Source organism: Sphingomonas sp. (assembly GCF_036731925.1).
Lineage (GTDB): Bacteria > Pseudomonadota > Alphaproteobacteria > Sphingomonadales > Sphingomonadaceae > Sphingomonas.
Genome location: NZ_DAINDJ010000001.1, coordinates 1,201,884 through 1,219,125, shown reverse-complemented (window position 1 = coordinate 1,219,125; position 17,242 = coordinate 1,201,884). Strand labels below are relative to the sequence as shown.

Annotated in this window: 13 protein-coding genes; 5 read left to right on the top strand and 8 right to left on the bottom strand. The window is 65.7% G+C overall.

Annotated features, from left to right (window positions below; translation table 11 throughout):
* Positions 1-182 precede the first annotated feature (182 nt).
* Entirely contained in the window at positions 183-1,781 is a 1,599-nt protein-coding gene (rtcR, locus tag V7E00_RS05990) for an RNA repair transcriptional activator RtcR (protein WP_333571742.1), read from the top strand.
* 306 nt (positions 1,782-2,087) lie between these two features.
* Here the strand turns inward: rtcR and V7E00_RS05985 are convergent, their stop codons facing one another.
* The 5 genes from V7E00_RS05985 to V7E00_RS05965 form a co-directional block, all read right to left on the bottom strand.
* Positions 2,088-2,666 carry a PEPxxWA-CTERM sorting domain-containing protein gene (locus V7E00_RS05985; RefSeq protein WP_333571741.1) on the bottom strand — a complete coding sequence of 193 codons (579 nt, stop codon included), beginning with the start codon at positions 2,664-2,666 and terminating at the stop codon, positions 2,088-2,090.
* A 1,025-nt stretch (positions 2,667-3,691) separates the two neighbouring features.
* On the bottom strand, positions 3,692-4,102 hold the full coding sequence (locus V7E00_RS05980; RefSeq protein WP_333571740.1) for a TadE/TadG family type IV pilus assembly protein: 411 nt from the start codon (positions 4,100-4,102) through the stop codon (positions 3,692-3,694).
* Positions 4,099-4,602 (bottom strand): TadE/TadG family type IV pilus assembly protein, encoded by a 504-nt coding sequence (locus tag V7E00_RS05975; RefSeq protein ID WP_333571739.1) that lies wholly within the window; start codon positions 4,600-4,602, stop codon positions 4,099-4,101. The genes V7E00_RS05980 and V7E00_RS05975 overlap by 4 nt, the downstream gene beginning before the upstream one ends.
* Positions 4,599-6,605 (bottom strand): hypothetical protein, encoded by a 2,007-nt coding sequence (locus tag V7E00_RS05970; protein ID WP_333571738.1) that lies wholly within the window; start codon positions 6,603-6,605, stop codon positions 4,599-4,601. The genes V7E00_RS05975 and V7E00_RS05970 overlap by 4 nt, the downstream gene beginning before the upstream one ends.
* A gap of 672 nt (positions 6,606-7,277) precedes the next feature.
* The gene (locus V7E00_RS05965) at positions 7,278-7,583 is read right to left on the bottom strand and encodes a metal-sensing transcriptional repressor (protein ID WP_443019144.1); all 306 of its coding nucleotides are present in this window, start codon (positions 7,581-7,583) and stop codon (positions 7,278-7,280) included.
* A 56-nt stretch (positions 7,584-7,639) separates the two neighbouring features.
* Between V7E00_RS05965 and V7E00_RS05960 the strand changes: the two genes are divergently transcribed.
* Positions 7,640-8,974, top strand: coding sequence for an MFS transporter (locus tag V7E00_RS05960; RefSeq protein WP_333571737.1), 1,335 nt, complete (start codon positions 7,640-7,642; stop codon positions 8,972-8,974).
* A 107-nt stretch (positions 8,975-9,081) separates the two neighbouring features.
* Here V7E00_RS05960 and V7E00_RS05955 read toward each other — a convergent pair whose 3' ends face one another.
* On the bottom strand, positions 9,082-9,327 hold the full coding sequence (locus V7E00_RS05955; protein WP_333571736.1) for a hypothetical protein: 246 nt from the start codon (positions 9,325-9,327) through the stop codon (positions 9,082-9,084).
* A 103-nt stretch (positions 9,328-9,430) separates the two neighbouring features.
* Between V7E00_RS05955 and V7E00_RS05950 the strand changes: the two genes are divergently transcribed.
* The 3 genes from V7E00_RS05950 to V7E00_RS05940 are packed head-to-tail and all read left to right on the top strand — an operon-like array spanning position 9,431 to position 15,074.
* Positions 9,431-10,699 (top strand): TolC family protein, encoded by a 1,269-nt coding sequence (locus V7E00_RS05950; protein ID WP_333571735.1) that lies wholly within the window; start codon positions 9,431-9,433, stop codon positions 10,697-10,699.
* On the top strand, positions 10,696-11,856 hold the full coding sequence (locus V7E00_RS05945) for an efflux RND transporter periplasmic adaptor subunit (protein ID WP_333571734.1): 1,161 nt from the start codon (positions 10,696-10,698) through the stop codon (positions 11,854-11,856). The genes V7E00_RS05950 and V7E00_RS05945 overlap by 4 nt, the downstream gene beginning before the upstream one ends.
* Positions 11,853-15,074 carry an efflux RND transporter permease subunit gene (locus V7E00_RS05940; protein WP_333571733.1) on the top strand — a complete coding sequence of 1,074 codons (3,222 nt, stop codon included), beginning with the start codon at positions 11,853-11,855 and terminating at the stop codon, positions 15,072-15,074. The genes V7E00_RS05945 and V7E00_RS05940 overlap by 4 nt, the downstream gene beginning before the upstream one ends.
* A gap of 39 nt (positions 15,075-15,113) precedes the next feature.
* Here the strand turns inward: V7E00_RS05940 and V7E00_RS05935 are convergent, their stop codons facing one another.
* Entirely contained in the window at positions 15,114-15,821 is a 708-nt protein-coding gene (locus tag V7E00_RS05935) for a superoxide dismutase (RefSeq protein ID WP_333571732.1), read from the bottom strand.
* 24 nt (positions 15,822-15,845) lie between these two features.
* The gene (gene chrA, locus V7E00_RS05930) at positions 15,846-17,234 is read right to left on the bottom strand and encodes a chromate efflux transporter (RefSeq protein WP_333571731.1); all 1,389 of its coding nucleotides are present in this window, start codon (positions 17,232-17,234) and stop codon (positions 15,846-15,848) included.
* Positions 17,235-17,242 lie beyond the last annotated feature (8 nt).

Genomic DNA, 17,242 nt, shown 5'->3' with positions numbered 1-17,242 from the left:
CCGATGCCCACAGCTTTGCAGAAGGCGTGCCAAGTCTAGGCGGCGCGATCCAATCCTGCCGGAAAGCATTGCAACCGCGCACTATTTTTCCACCGATCGCCACGATAGCCCTATTGCCGGAATTTCGCAGGCTTTCAGCTTTCCGATCGTACCCTATCGGTTTTTATCCTAGGGTATCGATCATGCGACCAATCACCGTTATCGGCTTCCTCGGCTCCACGCTCGATGCGAGCAAGTTCGGTCCGTCGCGCTGGACGAAGTGGCGGCCCACCGTCGCGCTCGCCATGCACGAGGATCTGCGCGTCGATCGTCTGATCCTGATCCACGGCTCGCAGCACCAACGGCTGGCGGAATATGTCGCCCATGACGTGATTGCGGTTTCCCCCGAAACCCGCGTGGACCTGCGCGTGCTAGACTTCCGCGACGCCTGGGATTTCGAGGAGGTGTACGGCAAGCTGCTCGATTTCGCGCGTGCCGAGCCGTTCGATCCCGAGGCCGAGGATTATCTGGTGCACATCACCACCGGCACCCATGTCGCGCAGATCTGCCTCTTCCTGCTCACCGAGGCGCGCTACCTCCCTGCCCGGCTGCTCCAGACCCAGCCCGCGAAGCGCGGCGAGGACGGCGGCGCCCTGGGGCGCTGGAACACGATCGATCTCGACCTGTCGCGCTACGACAGCATCGCCACGCGCTTCGCCGTCGCCGCGCAGGAGGGGACGTCGTTCCTCAAGTCGGGCATCGAGACGCGCAACCCGGCCTTCAACCGGATGATCGACGAGATCGAGCGCGTGGCACTCCGCTCCAAGGCGCCGATCCTGCTCACCGGCCCCACCGGCGCCGGCAAGAGCCAACTCGCACGGCGCATCTACGAACTGAAGCGGTTGAAGCATCAGATCGCCGGCCCCTTCGTCGAGGTGAACTGCGCGACCCTGAAGGGCGATGGCGCCATGTCGGCACTGTTCGGGCACCGCAAGGGCGCGTTTACCGGCGCAGTCGCCGACCGGCCGGGGCTGCTTCGCGCTGCCGACAAGGGCATGTTGTTCCTCGACGAGATCGGCGAACTCGGGCCCGACGAGCAGGCGATGATCCTGCGAGCGATTGAGGACAAACGCTTCTTGCCCGTCGGCTCGGACAAGGAAGCCGTGTCCGACTTCCAGTTGATCGCGGGCACCAATCGCGACCTGGGCGATGCGGTGGCCGCCGGCGGCTTCCGCGACGATCTCTATGCGCGACTCAACCTATGGACCTTCCAGTTGCCGGGCCTCGCCCAGCGCCGCGAAGATATCGAACCCAATCTCGATTATGAGCTCGATCGCCATGCCGAGCGCGAGGGGGACCGGGTGAGCTTCAACAAGGAGGCCCGCCAGCGCTATCTGTCGTTCGCCACCAGCCCCGACGCGCGCTGGCCGGGCAATTTCCGCGACCTCGCCGCCAGCGTCACCCGCATGGCGACACTCAGCCCGAAGGGGCGAATCGATACGGACTGCGTGGATGCGGAAGTTCGCCGGCTGCAGCGCTTGTGGACGGGACAACGGCAGGACCAAGAGGACATTCTGGCCGGCGTGCTGCCGGCGGAAGCACTGGCTGACATGGACCGGTTCGACCGCGTGCAGCTTGCCGCCGTTGTCGAAGCGTGCCGCCGCAGCCGCACCCTGTCCGAGGCGGGCCGCATGCTGTTCGCCGCTTCGCTTGCGCGGCGGACTTCCGCCAACGACGCGGACCGCCTGCGGAAATATCTGGCGCGTTTCGGGCTGGACTGGCCCACCGTCAACGGCTGCTGACCTTGGCGAGTGAAAGCGGATAACGCCCTGGACCGCGGGCGCGGTCATGCACGCCGGTGCGCGTTGTACCCGACCGATGGCCACCGGTCCCCCCCCCCCCCCCCCCCCCCCCCCCCCCTGCCAACAGGATGGACGATCCGCGGTCGATGCAAGCTCGCAGCAGCCGCCTCGGCACGTCCGCCGGCGGGGGCAACAACCCGTCGATCGACGCCATCTTTCTCAGCGCCTCCGGGCGCGCCTCGCTCGAAACAAAAAGGGCGGCGCCGTTGCCGGCGCCGCCCGTTCTGGAAAGCATTTCCGTCGCGGTTAGGCGGCGGCAACCTTCGTGCTGGCGCGACGACGACGCACGGCAGCGCCGGCCATGGCTGCGCCCGCAATCATCATGCCCCAGGTAGCCGGCTCAGGAACGCCGCTCGGCGGCGACGCGAAGCTGAAGCTGCCCGAGATGTCCGAACCAGCGCCACCGGCCTGGTTGAAGGTGAAGGCGATCGACGCCTTGCCCGCGTCGTAGCCCGAAGACGCCGCCGGGATGAAATCGCCCAGGGTGTAGACGGTGACGTAGTTGAGGCCGGTGGCGATCGACGCGACCTTGCCGCTGAACGAGCCGAACAGCGCGCTGAACGTCACGTCCGCGCCCTTGGTCGCGGTGACCGACGACGTGGTGAACGGAGTGAAGACGCCAACCGTCGACAGGTCGCCGCTCGAACCGAGAACGGCGCTGCCGCTGTTGGAGAAGGTGCTGTCGGCGCCGATCGCCGCAGTGCTGCTCGTAACGTTGACGAGGCCGGCCGAGAAACCGCCGATCACGGTCGCCGCCGAAGCGGTAGCCGGGGCTGCAACCGCGACGGTCGCAGCAGCCAGCAGGGTGAGAACACGAGTGCGCATAAAACCCCCTAAATGGTTAACAGACCGACGGAATGCCGGCCGCGTCCTCCTCCACGGAAATGCCGCCCTCGTCAATGATAATATAGCTTCCGGCAAGCACAGTGAAACAAGGGAACTCCGAGCCGCCTCAATTTGCAGGACACACCTGCTCGATCAGCCAATTCACCCTCGAAATCACAACATGTTGCGACTGCAGAATAGACCGAAATAGTATTCCTTCACATTCATGAAGGTTATTTATACTCACACGTGCTTTCGTACCGCCTGGCCGTACGAGCATTATACTTATTCCAGGCGCTCAAAAACATCTAGTATAGCCGGAGCCAAGCGCAAGCGCGGTAGCCAAAATGGCTAACATTTGCTGTTAACCCGATCTTAACGATTTGGTTCCCGCAGTGCAGCAAAAGTCCAATCGCAACTACAGACCAGACACAATCCAATCACACTACCGTTTACCTGCAGGAAATCTCTCAACAACTTCGACAATCAATCCGATTTAGCTATAGTTCGGTTGATATGCACATCTTCACGTCGGACATCCGAATACCCACACGAACTCACCTGAAACGAGATACATCAGGTTATTCGATGAAACCGCAAGTTTATTTCGAGGTTGTTTACGCATTAATTTACTCGCTTCTGATCACATAAACGTACCGGCGTCTGCGTTATTACGGAGACTCGATATGTTTTAGGCAGCGGTAGAAAACAACGCGTTTTTGGATGCTTGATGAAGGTAAGATACTAGCAATGCTGCGATTTTTCTGCCGTGGGCTCCGCACACTGCTGCGTTCGATCGGCGGCCTCTATTGAACACTCCCTTCTTCGAGCGCTCATTAAGACGCAGTACATTGCTGGTTTTGTCCCGCAGGCACGCCGCTGACACAGGCGGGTGCAGTCTTCCGGCGACGTCGCGAGGAACTCCTACACCGGCCGGCATCCCATACCGCCAGCCGCCAATCTGTATCGAATTGGCACATATCGAGCGTCAGCAACGCAAAAAAGTCGTCCTGCCGGCAGCCAGGTCAGGACAGCTTGGGAAAACACCCACGTGCCTGCACCTCCTGCGGGAGTGCAGCGATAAGCCTCGAAAAAGGCGACACGAAATTGTAGCGGATCGTGACCTGCACACTTCCGGCATTGCCGTCGCAGGTGGCAACTGCGGCATAGTCGATCAGGCCCGAGTCGATCCGGAGGCCCCAGCGCACTCCACGCGCCGTGGCAAAGCCGCGGATATCGCCCTGAGTCTTGCAGGGCGCCTGAAGTGCGCCGCATCGCGCGGCGCTATACGCGGTCTCCGTCAGCACCTGCTTGACCCACAGAAGCCGGCCCATTTCGACCAAGCCGCAAAGCAGCAACAAGAACACGGGCGCGAGAAGCCCGAATTCGATCGCGGTTGCGCCGCGGCGATCGGCAAGGATCTTCGTGCAGATCATTCCAGCCGCACCGTCACCGATTGCGTGATCGGCATGCCGTTCAACATGCCGTTCGGCAGCACCATTGCCCGATACCGCGACGAAGCCGTGATCTGCAGATAATAGCCTGCCGTGGAGTTGGGCGTGGTTCCCGCCGGACAGCTGCTGCCGCAAGCTGCGCTGCTGTAGCTACCCACCTTGGTGAGGCAGGCGCAGCTGCGCCCCGTGTTGACGCAGCCGTTAGCTACGCCGTTGCAGGCAATGCCGACTTGCGGCGCAGTGGGCAGCCGGGCGGCGTTCTGGATGTAGCCGGGCAAGCTCTGGTACGGCACTGCGGTACGATTGGAGAAGGCCGACATCGAGGCGGCCGACACCGCCTGGGCAAGCTGGCTGCGCTGGATGTAAAAGCTCGCGACGTCCAGCGTGAGCAGCGCCGACAGGAAAAAGAACAGGGTGAGCAGTGCGAACTCGATCGTCGCCGCCCCCTCCTCCTGCGGCCGTGAGCAGGTCGGCGCGCTCATCGCACCAGCCCGATCGTGGTATTGCCGCCGCTGCCGCTGCCGCTGCCGACGATGCCGGTACAGGCCGAACCCGCCGCCGCGCCGCCGGTGGCGGTGATCGTGCGGGCGATCAGCATGAAGCATTGGCCGTTCGACAAGGTGCTGCTGCCGCCGGACATGGTCAGGTCCGAATTGGGGAGATGGACCGCGCCCACGAAGAGGTTCTGGGCGCCTGCCGCCCAGTCGGTTGCGCTGCCGGTAAGGCTGTCGATCAGCAGGTCGGCGATCGCGCCGCCCGTCACGCTGGTGCCGCTTGCCATGAGCTTGGTGTACGCGCCCCCCGCAAGATTGACTGTTCCCGACAGCACGAAGGAGACGTTGATCCCGGCCATGTCGTACCCCGTCACGTCCACGCCCTCCAGGGTATTGCCATAGGTTTTGTCGGTGAGTGCCGTGTCCTGATAGGGCCATCGGGTGCCGCCGGTGCCGTTGGTGAGATTGCCGGCGATCGTGTAGCGGCTGGTGGCGAACAACACCGATCCGGCGACCGTCAGGTTTCCCTTGATCAGGTGGTTGGCCGTGCGACCGAAGACGATCCTGCTGCCGCCGGACGTGATGATATCGCCGCCTGCGCTGAACGCCCCGTCGCCCATGAGGAAGACGGCACTGCCGGACAAGTTGATGGCGGTGCCGCTCGCGTCCGGGCCGATCCGGTAGCTCCCTGCCCCCGCCGCCAGCGTCGATCCGCCGCCAACGGCGATCCCGGCCCGCACGTCGAGGTCGCCCGCCCCCAGGAGCATCGAGCCGCCGCCCGAAAGGTTGATCGCGCCGAAGCCGTGATTGCCCGACCCGAGCGTCAGCTTCGAGCCGCCACCCAGCGCCAGCGTGCCGTTGATCGTCACCGGGCCGTTGCCGAAGCTGCTGGTGCCTTGAAAATTGATGCTGCCGCTGCCGATCGCCAGGCTGCCATTGCCCATCGTCACGCCCGCCGAGCCGCTGTCGAAGCCGCCGTTGACCGAAAGGGTAACGTCGCCGAACGTTACCGACGATCCGCCGCCGATCACGAGGCCGTTGGCAACCGTGATGGTGGACCCGCGCTGGAACTGCACGGTCACGCCGCCGTCGATCGTCAGCCGACCGATCGTGTAGTTGCCGGTCGGAATCACGAAGTTGCCCGAATTGCCCTTCTGGAACCCTGCGACATTGCTGGAGGGGGACCAGCCGATCACCCAGTCCGCCCCGGCAGGAGTGACGGGGTTGCCGATCGTCTGCGGGGCAACGCTGGTGCCGATCGCCTGGCGTGCCGCCGAAAGATCGGCATTGTCCGCCAACGGATCGGTAATCGTGGTGGCCGCGTTCACGCGCTTGTCGGCAGGCGGCACGTTGGCATTCCACGATGGATTGGTGAAGCTGCCCGCATAGCGCAGCAGCGACGTGGTCAGCGTCCCCCAGTCGTTGACCACGCTGCCCACGCCTGACACGATGTTCTTCGCTGCGATGCGCGTGCCGCGATTGGCGATGTCCGCCACCGCCGCCACCGAACAATCCGGAGTGTCGATCGTCGCGCCGCCGCTGGTGCTGATGCCGGTGCCGGTGGGAGCGAGCGCGAGGATGCACGGCGGCGCGATGGCGCTGGGCGCGCTCAGCGAGGCATAGGCCGTCGCGCCCACCGCATAGCTGCCACGATAGCCGAGCGCCGTCGCCATCGCATAGGCAACCGGCGTGGAGATGGTGACCTTTACGGCCTGCGCCCCGCTCGTTGGCACATCGTTCACCACCGTCGCGGTCACCGTGGCGTTCGTCAGGCCGTTGGCCACGGCGAGATCCTGCGCCGTCGGCAACAGGATCGCCGCGCTGGCGTTCGCGCGCTGATAGGCGATTGCAGCGGCCAGCGCGGCGGCATCCGCGGCGCGTTGGTTGCTGATCAACTGGCTATAGCCCCGCGCCAGGTCGACCGAGATTGCCGCCATTCCCAGCAGCATCGACAGGGCAAGCGCACCGATCACCGCCACCGCGCCCCGCACATCTGCGGCCAGCGAAAGCCGTGGACACGGTGCGCGAAGGAGCGGCCAGCTGCACATCGCGCCTCGTTAGCCAACAAGCGTCGACAATTACTTAACCTTTGTCTCTGCCATTCCCGCAGCTGCGACGCCTTCGCGAGCCGCACACACCCGATAGTCGCCAGGTCTCAGCGGTCGAGCCGCGTGAAAGCGCGTGACAATGCACTGCGCCCCGCGGTCTGCGAGCCGGTAAGCCGATACACGCTACGCGGCAGGTCCTCAGTCGCTCCGGGAGATTTGGCAACAGGCTCGAGCGAGGCTGGCACAAGGCGCAGGCGCGACATACAGGCGGAAGATTGACGCCGATACATGCACTTGTGGCGCACCAGTACCGAGTAGACACTGCGTTGATTACCGGATTTCCGCCGATGTACCGATAAAGTGGTCGGGGAGACAGGATTCTAGACCAGAATAGCTGCCGCCCAGACCCACGGAAATCCGCGGTTTTTGCGGGATCGCCTGTGCCTTGTGCAGGGGCTTTGTGTACGTGTCCAGTGCCATCGAACGGAAGGAGTTCGAGAGGGCAGCGGCTAATCGATCTAGAGCCAGCGCGACTACGGTGCACTGCCCCCGATTCGATAAACTCAGCTGGTGTCTCGGATGCCCAGGGACAGATCGCGGCGCACGCAGGTCTCCCTAGAGATATTTCGATATCGCTCGAAATTCGTCGATCGCATGTTTTGGCCCTTCGCCTTCCTCCGCGTGGAGGAGGCAATGGTCAATGTGATCATTGACCAGCGCTCGCTTGGCGCTGGCGATCGCATTCTCGACCGCGTGCAGTTGCTGCGCGATATCCACACAGGGGCGCTCATCTTCGATCATTGTCACGATGCTGCGAAGATGTCCTGCCGCGCGGTTGAGCCGCTTGACGATCTCCGGGTGCGAGGAATGGGCATAATGGCTCATGCGGGCAATGTAGGCCGCGGAAGCAACCTCGTCCATATATCCCCCGGGGAGGATGTTGCGTGTATCCCCCCCAGGGGGATATACGCGCTACTATGCTGCACGTTCTCTCCAACCGCACCTATCGGCATCTATTCGTCGCGCAGGTCCTCGCGTTGATCGGCACGGGCCTCGCGACGGTGGCCCTCGGTTTGCTCGCCTACGACATTGCCGGGGGCGATGCAGGTGCAGTGCTGGGGACTGCACTGGCCATCAAGATGATCGCCTATGTCGGCGTTGCGCCGATCGCAGGAGCGTTCGCGGACCGGCTGCCGCGCAAGGCGCTGCTGGTTGCGCTGGACCTGGTACGGGCAGGTGTCGCGATTTTCCTGCCGTTCGTCACACAAGTCTGGCAGGTCTATCTCCTGATCTTCGTCCTGCAGTCGGCCTCGGCGGCGTTCACGCCGACATTCCAGGCGACCATCCCGGACGTGCTGCCCGAAGAAGCCGAGTATACGCGCGCGCTCTCGCTTTCGCGCCTGGCATACGACATGGAGAGCTTGACCAGTCCCATCCTCGCCGCCGCCCTGCTGACGGTCGTCAACTTTCACTGGTTGTTTTCCGGCACCGCTATTGGCTTTCTCGCATCTGCCGCCCTTGTGGTGACGGCGGTGCTTCCTCGTCCCATCGCCAAAGTCGGGAGCGAGCGCGGCATATATCGGAAGACGACGCTCGGCATTCGCATCTATCTGCGAACCCCTCGGCTTCGTGGTCTTCTCGCGGTGACGCTGGCTGCGGCTTCGGCCAGTGCGATGGTGATTGTAAACACGGTGGTACTGGTTGGCGGCCTCGGATTCGGCCAGCGGGAGGTTGCGCTTACGCTCGCTGCCTTCGGCGCTGGCTCCATGGCTGCCGCGTTCGCGCTTCCGCGCCTGCTGGACCGGGTAGCGGATCGGCCCATCATGCTCGCCGCGTCTGCTGCCCTAGTGGCCTGCCTTACCATCCTTGCAACGATAGGCACCGGCACCGCCGGGAACACCGGCTATTGGCACATGCTCCTAGCAGGCTGGCTCTTGCTGGGCATCGCATATTCGATGAGCGTCACCCCGGGCGGGCGACTGCTCCGTCGATCGGCCCAAGCGGAGGACCGCCCGGCGCTGTTCGCGGCCCAGTTTGCCCTCAGCCACGTCTGCTGGCTGATCGCTTATCCGCTTGCGGGCCAAGTGGGTGCACGCATCGGCATGCAGGCTGCGTTCGCTACCATGGCAGTTCTCGCAGCGATCGGCTTCGTCGCCTCGCTTTGGCTGTGGCCCGCTCAAGATCCAGAGGCGATGCCGCACCGACACGACGACCTTCCAGCGGGCCATCCACATCTCCGGGAAGGGCATAGCGAGGCAACATCGCATGCATTCGTCATCGACGACCTGCATCCTCGCTGGCCCCGCAGTTGACCGGATTGCCGCACCGCAGCCCCTACGATAGGGTGCGAGCTGTGAGAGCGCACGCGCCCCTTCGCCCAGACCGTGCCAGGAGCCGAGGTGCCGCGCTCCTGCTTGCGTTATGCGCGCTGCTGACTACCATCATGCTCACTGGCTGGCACGATGCGCAGCCGCATTTCGATGTTGCCGTCGGGACCGAATATTCGGTGCACCTGGGAGACCATCACCCGGGCGACCTGCCAGATCCAGCCGATCCCATCCATGTCGCTGCGCATACGGTGCTGCAGGGCGTGGCCCTGCCCGGTGCGTTGGTCATCGTCGCGGAAATACCGGCAGAGCGCCTCCGCTGGCTGCGTCCGGCGCATGCGGCGCACCCCTTCGCCACGTCTGCCAGCATCCTTCGACCGCCGCGAGCCTAAGCCCAGGCAGCCTTGGCTGCCCTTCCCTGTCCGTGCGAAGGAAATGAACATGACTGGCTTTTCATGCCGGCTGCCGCGCCATGCGGCTGTCAGGCTTATTGCCGTGCTTCTGGGCACGGCGCTAGGTGGCGTCGCGAAAGCGCAGGACGCCCCACCCTATCAGACGTTGCTGCGGGAAGCGGCAAGCGCACCCCGTGCGACTATCCTGTCCGCCGAGATCGCGCGCGCCGAGGGACTGGCCGAGCAGGCTCGTGCCCGCCCAAATCCTACGGTGAGCCTGCTGGCCGAAAACATAGCCGGCGGCGGCCCCTATTCGGGGCTCGGGGGCGCCGAGAACACGGTACAGCTCAACCAGCCCTTCGAACTGGGCGGCAAGCGCAGTGCACGCGTCACCGCCGCGGATGCCGCGGTGACGGCGGCGCGTGCGCGAGGTCTGGAAGGGCGCATCGCCTTCGCCCATGATCTCGCCTCGGCATATGCCGCGGTCGAAGTCGCACAGGGGCGGATAGAACTAGCCGAAGACGAGGTCGAGGAGGCCGAGGCAGATGCGCGCCTGGCGGGTGCCCTTGTCGAAGCCGGCAAGGAAGCGTCCCTCCGGCGCCTGCAGGCGGAGACCGCGCTGAACGCGCAGCGGGCGGAGCTCGAGCTTGCGAAGGCCGGACAGCTTTCGGCACTCGCGCGGCTGTCGGCACTCGTGGGTTCGCCGCAGAGCTTCACCGGCATAACGGGCTCGGTTCTCAGCCTGGTTGATGCCGGCCCGGCCATCGGGCCATCGGCTCCTGCGGCATCCGCTGTCTATCAGACCGCCCTTGCCGAGCGGGATGCCGCTGCCCTGCGGATACGGGCGGAACGCAAGCGGGCCGTGCCCGACGTCACCGGCTCCCTCGGCGTCCGGCGACTGGAGCGTGACGGTGCAACCGCGCTCGTCGTGGGCGTCGCCCTGCCCCTGCCAATCTTCGACCGCAATCGCGGCAACATCGCTGCAGCCGAAGCAGATGCTCGCGCGGCCACCGCTCGCGCAGAAGCGGTCCGGCTGGAAAGCGAAGCCGAGCGGCGGGGTGCCCTTGCCCAGATCGAAGCCACCGCGCTGCGGGTGAAGGCAGCGCGAGCCTCTCTCGCCACGGCGCAGGAAGCCTACCGCCTCGCGCGCATCGCCTACGAGGCCGGTAAGGCGCCGCTGATCGAACTGCTGTCGGCGCGCCACAATCTCGGTGCCGCCCGGGGCGTCGTGCTCGACGCCCGCGCAGCGCAATTCACCGCCTATGCCACCTTGGCCCGTCTGCAGGGTCGCACCGTAACGGGGGACCGCATCCAATGACCGACAATCGGAACAGGCTTTATGCGGGCGCGGCGATCGCGCTGGCGCTTGCGGCGGCCGCAGGCTTCGGGCTCGCCCGACTGACCCAGCCCTCGGCCCCGGCACCGCAGGCGCCCATCGAGAAGCCCGCCGAACCCGGCGACAGCATCGCGCTTTCGGCCGATGCGATCCGGGCCTCTCAGATCGTAATCGCGCCGGCCACGGCGGGAGAACTCGATGCGGCGATCGCCGCCAGCGCCACGGTCGATTCAGCCCCGGATGCCGAGGCGGTGCTGACCGCCCGGGCCGCAGGCACGGTGACGCGCATCTTGAAGCGCATCGGCGATCCCGTCCGTGCCGGCGAGACGATCGCGCTTGTGGAGAGCCGAGATGCATCCGCCATCGCTGCCGATCGCAGCACCGCCGCCGCGCGCCTCCGGCTCGCCGAGCAGCAGCTCACACGGGAGGGAAGTCTTCTGAAGCAGGGCGTCAGTCCGCGTGCGGACTATGAGACAGCACAGGCGAACCTGGCGCTGGCGCGTGCCGAAGTGAGCCGCGCCGCCGCTGCCGCAGGGGCGGCACGGGTCGCTGGAGACGGGCGCTCGGTGGCTGTGGTCAGCCCGATCAGCGGCCGCGTGACCTCCGCAAGCGGAACCCTCGGTACCTTCGTGTCCGCCGAGACCGAGTTGTTCAGGGTTGCGGATCCGGCGCGTCTTCAGATCAGCGCCAGCCTGCCGCCTGCCGATGCCGCGAGGGTACGTCCGGGCGACCGTGTCGCGCTTGCAACCAGCGACGGACGGAGCAGCGAAGGTCGGGTTCGCTCTTCCACGGGCGTCGTCGATCCCACCACGCGTGCCGCGACCATCGTGATTACGCCGGGCGCGGGCGCAACCACGCTGGTGCCGGGCCAATTGATCCAGGCAAGGGTGTTCGCGAGCGGTGGAGCTACCAAGGGCGGCGTGATGGTGCCGCAGGATGCGGTCCAGACGCTGGGCGAGCGCAGCGTCGTCTTCGTCCGCACTACAACCGGCTTCAAGGCACAGCCGGTGGTGGTCGGCAGTCGATCGGGAGACCTGGTAGCGATCGTATCCGGCCTCGCCGCCGGAACGCCCATCGCTACCACCAATGCCTTCCTGCTCAAGGCCGAGATCGAGAAAAACGAAGGCGGTGAAGGATGATCGCCCGTATCCTCGCCCGCTCCGTGAGAATGCGGTGGCTCGTCGTCTTCCTGACGTTGCTCGTCGTCGCGTTCGGCGCATGGCAGATTTCGAAGCTACCGATCGACGCGGTGCCCGACGTCACCAACCGGCAGGTCCAGATCAGCACCTTCGCGCCGACGCTGGGGCCGGTAGACATCGAGAAGCAGGTGACCTTCCCGGTGGAAACGGCGCTCGCCGGTATTCCTGGCCTGGAGATGACCCGGTCCTTCTCTCGAAACGGCTTCAGCCAGGTGACAGCGGTCTTCACCGACGACACCAACATCTATTTCGCGCGGGCGCAGGTGACCGAGCGGCTCGCCCAGGCCAAGGACAGTCTGCCCGCCGGCATCCAGCCCAATCTGGCGCCGCTCAGCACGGGCCTGGGCGAGATCTTCTTCTACTCGGTCGCCTTCCGCCATCCGGACGGCAAGGGCGTGCAGGTCGTCGACGGGAAGCCCGGCTGGCAGTCGGACGGCAGCTATCTGACGCCGGAAGGCGAGCGGCTGACGACCGAGCTCGCCAAGGCCGCCTATCTCCGCACCGTGCAGGACTGGGTCATCCGTCCGCAGATGCGCAACGTGAAGGGCGTGGCTGGCGTCGATTCGAACGGCGGCTATGTGAAGCAGTATCTGGTCGAGCCGAACCTGACGGCCTTGGCCAGCTACGGCCTGTCGATCACCGCGCTTGCCGATGCCCTCGAGCGGGCGAACCTTTCCGCAGGCTCCAACTATGTCCGTCGCGCCGGAGAGAGTTTCCTGGTGCGGGCCGACGCCCGGCTGAAGTCCATCGCGGACATAGAGGATGCCGTGGTCGCCACCCGCAAGGGCGTGCCGGTGCGGGTCAAGGATGTCGGCCAAGTGGTGATCGGCGGCGCCGTCCGCACCGGTTCCGGCAGCCGGATGGGATCGGAGGCGGTGATCTCCACCGTGCTGATGCTCGTCGGCCAGAACAGCCGCATCGTCGCCAATAGCGCGGCGGAGAAGCTTACCGAGGTCAACCGCTCGCTGCCACCCGACATCTTCGCCGAGCCGGTCTACAATCGCTCGAAGCTGGTGAACGCTACGATCGAGACCGTCGAGAAGAACCTCGTCGAGGGTGCGCTTCTGGTGATCGTCGTGCTGTTCCTGCTGCTCGGCAACATTCGCGCCGCACTGATCACGGCGGCGGTGATCCCGATCACCATGCTGATGACCGCCGCGGGCATGAATGGGCTCGGGGTATCGGGCAACCTGATGAGCCTCGGCGCACTCGATTTCGGCCTGATCGTCGACGGCGCGGTGATCATCGTCGAGCATGCGCTGCGTCGCCTCGCGGAGCGACAGGAGCAGGAAGGCCGGCTGCTCACCCGGCTCGAACGCCTGGAGGAGACCACGCTTGCCGCGCAGGAGATGGTGCGCCCCACCGTCTACGGACAGCTGATCATCTTCCTGGTTTTCGTGCCCCTGCTCACTTTTCAGGGCGTCGAGGGCAAGACCTTCTCGCCGATGGCCATCACCCTGATGGTCGCGCTGGCCAGCGCCTTCTTGCTGTCACTGACCTTCGTCCCCGCGATGATCGGGGTGCTGATCACCGGCAAAGTCAGCGAGACCGAGGTCAGGCCGATCCGCTGGTTCAAGACGCGCTACGCCCCGCTGCTCGCGCGGGCCGTGGCACATCCGCTGCCGTTCGTCCTGGGCGGTCTGGGCGTGTTCGTCGGCGCGGTGTTCTGCTTCGGCCTGCTCGGGGAGGAATTCATGCCGCAGCTGGACGAGAAGGACATCACCGTCACCAACTTCCGCGTCCCTTCGGCGTCGATCGACCAGTCGACGCAGATGCAGCTCCAGATCGAGAACGCGTTGAAGTCGCTCCCCGAAGCGGCGCTGGTCTTCTCCAAGAACGGCAACGCCGACCTTGGCACGGATCCGATGCCGCCCAACGCCTCCGACACCTATTTCATCCCGAAGCCCGAGAAGGAGTGGCCGGCAGAGGTGAAGTCGAAGGCGGACATCCTTCGCCGGATCGAGGCGAAGATGAAGCCGCTGATCGGCAACCGCACCGAGATCCAGCAGCCGATCCAGATGCGCTTCAACGAGCTGATCGCCGGCGTGCGGGCCGACGTCGCGGTCAAGCTCTATGGCGACGATCTGGAGGCCATGACCCGGCAGGCACAGCGCATCGCGGGCGTGCTGCGCACGATCCCCGGCGCGGGCGATGTCAGCGCCGAACAGACCGACGGCGCGCCGACCTTCGACGTCAAGATCGATCGACAGGCAGCAGCCCGCTTTGGACTGTCTGTCGAGGAGGTCGCCAACACGGTGGCGGCTGCGCTCGGTGGGCGTGAGGCAGGATTGCTGTTCGAAGGCGATCGCCGCTTCGCGGTCGTCGTCCGTTTGCCCGATGCGCAGCGCGACGATCTGGAGACGCTCGGGGCCATCCCCATCATGCTGCCGACTGAGGAGGGACAAACGGCACGCTCTATTCCGCTGCGAGAGGTGGCCAGGTTCAGCTACACCCAAGGCCTGAACCAGATCAGCCGGGAGAATGGCAAGCGCATGGTCGTCGTGCAGGTCAATGTCCGCGGGCGCGACCTGGGTGGCTTCGTGCAGGAGGCGCAGGCGAAGATCGGCGCGTTGACGCTGCCGCCGGGCATGTACACCGAATGGGGCGGCACCTTCGAGAGTCTGCAGTCCGCGCGGCTGCGGCTGATGATCGTCGTGCCGCTCTGCTTCCTCGCCATCTATGGCCTGCTCTACCTGGCGCTCGGCGGGTTGGTGCCCGCTGCGATCGTCTTCAGCGCAGTTCCGATGGCGCTGGCTGGCGGCGTATTCGCCCTCCTGCTGCGCGGCATCCCCTTCTCGATCACCGCGGCCGTCGGCTTCATTGCGCTGTCCGGGGTCGCGGTGCTCAACGGGCTGGTGATGATGAGTGCGATTCGGAAGCGTCGGGAGGATGGCGCCGACGAGCCCGATGCCATCCTTGGCGGGGCAATGGAGCGGGTTCGTCCCGTGCTGATGACCGCACTGGTCGCCAGCCTTGGGTTCGTGCCGATGGCGCTCGCTACCGGGACCGGTGCCGAGGTCCAGCGCCCGCTGGCTACGGTGGTCATCGGCGGTCTCATCACCTCCACGGCGCTGACGTTGCTTGTCCTTCCGGCGATAACCGCTCTCGCCGCACGCTGGCGGCCGGGCCGAGCGGCAACGGTCGCGGTCCGATCGTAGCCGGCGAGCCGGGCGGCGACCTGCCGCCCGGCTCAGTCCTTAGGCGAAGGCCTTGAACCGCCGCCCAGCCTCCCGCCAGTCGATCACCTTCATATAGGCGTCCACATAGGCGCCGGCCTTTGCGCCATAGTCGATCGCATAAGCATGCTCGTACATGTCGAGCGCAAGGATCGGTGTCGCGCCGGCAAGCGTCATCGTGTGATCCGCGGCCCATTGGTTGACCAGGCAGTTGTCGCGGTGGCTCCAGGTGAGTAGTACCCATCCGGAACCGCCGGCCAGCGCCTTGCCGACCCCGGCGAACTCGGCCGCCCAGCGACCGAAGCTGCCGAAGTCACGCTCGATCGCCTGCGCCAGCGGCACTGCGGGCGCCGTCGCCGTGCCGAAGCCAGCAAAATACAGCTCGTGCAGGATCATCGAGTTCCAGGCGATCAGTTCCTCGCGCTTCAGCCCATTGAGGGTGAAGCCGGGGGCGGTGGCGGGGTCCAGGCCGGCGAATTGCGCCGTGATCGCGCCCAGCCGCTTCACCGCGCCGACATAGTTGTTGTCATGGTGGCTCACGAGCAGCTTCTCGGACAGCCCGGGGATGGTCGCGGGGTTGAACGGCAGCGGCTGCGGCGTGAAGCTGCGTCCTGCGGCTGCGGGGGCCGTCGCCGCTATTGCTTCGCTGCCAATGCCGGCGACCGCCCCTACGCCGAGGGTAGCACCGGCAGCGAGAAGGCGGCGGCGATCGAGGCTAGCTTCCGTCATGATGAAACTCCTTGGGCAACGTGACTATCGGGTGAAACCGGCGAAGTGCAGGAGGATGCCCGCCGCCGCAGCGACGACGAGCGTGGGGATGGCGCCCACCTTGAAGCGCAGCATCGCCAGGACCGCCGCCGCCGACAGCAGCAATGCCCAGGGATCGATGCTCGCGGGCACGGGCACGTCGAGATGGAGCGGCCCGGCCACGATGGGCCGAACCTCGCGGAAGAGTGTATGGATGGCGAACCACAAGGCGAGGTTAAGCACCACGCCCACCACGGCGGCGGTAATCGCAGAGAGTGCGCCGGCCACCGCGGCGTTCCCCCGCAGCCGCTCGATGAACGGCGCGCCGAGGAAGATCCACAGGAAGCACGGCACGAAGGTCACCCAGGTGGCGATCAGCCCGCCCAAGGTGGCGGCAAGCAGGGGATGCAGCATGCCGGGGGCCCGATAGGCGCCCATGAAGCCGACGAACTGCAGCACCATGATCAGCGGGCCGGGCGTCGTCTCCGCCATGCCCAGTCCGTCCAGCATCTCGCCGGGCTGCAGCCAGTGATAGGATTGCACCGCCGCCTGCGCGACATAGGCCAGCACGGCATAGGCGCCGCCGAACGTCACCATCGCGAGTTTCGAGAAGAAGGTCGCGATCTGGCTGAACACATGGTCGGGGCCTAGGCCGATCAGCAAGGCCGCGACCGGCGCCAGCCACAAGGCCAGCCAAACCAGGGCCGTCCGCAGCGCCTGCCGCCAAGAGACTTGCGCATGCAGCGGCAGTTCCTCCCCCAGCAGCGTGTCCGCGTCTTCGACGATGGCGCCCTTGGCCGCACCATGCCCGCCACCGACGCGGAACACCGCCATGCCGGCGCGGCCGCCGAGAAACCCGATCAGCCCCGCCGCCAGCACGATCAGCGGGAACGGCACGCCGAGGAAGAAGATCAGCACGAAGGCGATCGCGGCGAGCGCCCGCATCACGCCGTTCTTGAGCGCCCGCGCGCTGATCCGCGTCACCGCCTGCAGCACGATCGCCAGCACTGCCGCCTTCAGGCCGAAGAACAGTGCGGAGACGATGCCGAGGCGGCCATAGAGTGCGTAGATCCAGGAGAGCGCCATGATGGCGATCACGCCCGGCAGGATGAACAGCACGCCCGCGACGATGCCCCCGCGTGTGCGGTGGAGCAGCCAACCGATATAGGTCGCCAGCTGCTGCGCCTCCGGGCCGGGCAGCAGCATGCAGTAGTTGAGCGCGTGGAGGAACCGGTGCTCGCCGATCCAGCGCTTCTCCTCCACCAGGATGCGGTGCATCACCGCGATCTGGCCGGCGGGACCGCCGAACGAGAGTGCTGCGATCCGCAGCCAGACCCAGAAGGCCTGTCCCAGCGACACGGGTTCCGGCCTGCCGCGAGCCGAGGCGTCCGACATCACCGCCG